We start from the raw sequence: 1,350 nt of genomic DNA, 5'->3' as shown, positions 1-1,350 counted from the left end.
TGTAAGCAATGGTATGGACGCCTCCACCCTATAGAGCAGGATGTGCCATAGTGGGGGTCCACCCTCACCATACGAGCAAAGGAGTTTCCCAATGGAGATCTCGACGATTGGCATAGATTTGGCAAAGAATGTATTTCAGATACATGCTGTGGATTCCCATGGCAAAGTGGTGCTGCGCAAGCAACTGCGGAGGAGTTCTCTGGCGTCATTCTTTGTAAACCTCCCGCCGTGCCTCGTGGGCATGGAAGCGTGTGGGAGTGCTCATCATTGGGCGCGCATGCTGGAGTCCTTTGGGCACACCGTCAAACTGATGGCGCCCCAATTCGTCAAGGCTTATGTCAAGAGCAACAAAAATGATGCGGCGGATGCTGAGGCCATCTGTGAAGCAGTCGGCCGTCCTTCGATGCGCTTTGTGCCGATCAAGAATATGGAGCAGCAGGCAGTTCTGTCACTGCATCGGGCACGTCAGGGCTTCATCAAGGCACGCACCGCGCAAGTCAATCAGATTCGTGGTTTGTTAAGCGAGTTCGGCATCATCGTGCCTCAGGGGATCGCTTATGTTACGCAGCGCGTACCTGAACTGATGGAAGATGCTCGCCAGGAGTTGCCCGGATCTTTCTACGATCTCATTAACCGTCTCCTGGAAAATCTGCGGCATCTCCAGCTACAGGCGGAAGAGATAGAAGCGCAGATTCAATCTTGGCATCGAGGCAATGCATGGAGTCAACGTGTAGAAAAAATCCCGGGGATCGGCTATCTCACCGCAACCGCCTTGGTTGCCACCGTTGGCAACGCGCAGAATTTTCATAATGGCCGTGAGTTGGCTGCGTGGCTTGGCCTGGTGCCTCGGCAACACTCCAGTGGCGGGAAACAAAATCTACTGGGTATGAGTAAGCGAGGGGATGCTTATCTGCGCACCCTCCTGATTCATGGGGCACGGTCGGTGATTTACCGGGCAGTACAAAAGGCGGATCCCCGGAGTTGGGCGTTTTCTGTGACCATGCGTCGTAATAAAAATATCGCCGCAGTAGCACTGGCCAATAAATCCGCGCGGATTGTATGGGCGTTGCTCGCCCATGACCGTACATATCAACCGAACTACTTTGCCGCTGCGGATACGATAACCAATTGACCCAAAGCAGATGTACAGCGAAATCCTCCAAAGGAGAAGGAACGTAACACCAACGATTGCGCAGGCAATCACGAAGTGATGGCAGAACAGGTAAGACCGTGGCCAGCACAGCCCGAGCTAGACGAGGCACCCAGAGTGCGCGTAAGCGATTGAGGCGTTGACCAGCGAAACCCATCAGGGACAGCGAGTCTATCTCGCAGCAAAAGTCCGAATGTACG

General features: G+C 53.9%; 1 protein-coding gene. It reads left to right on the top strand.

Annotated elements, in window-relative coordinates; all coding sequences use genetic code 11:
* The first annotated feature begins 91 nt into the window (after nucleotides 1-91).
* Complete coding sequence (locus AB4090_RS15030) at nucleotides 92-1,132, top strand: IS110 family transposase (protein ID WP_369574685.1); 1,041 nt, start codon at nucleotides 92-94, stop codon at nucleotides 1,130-1,132.
* Nucleotides 1,133-1,350: the final 218 nt, after the last annotated feature.

The sequence above is a fragment of the Acidithiobacillus sp. IBUN Pt1247-S3 genome (genome assembly GCF_041146875.1).
Lineage (GTDB): Bacteria > Pseudomonadota > Gammaproteobacteria > Acidithiobacillales > Acidithiobacillaceae > Igneacidithiobacillus.
This window is presented reverse-complemented; position numbering and strand designations above follow the sequence as displayed.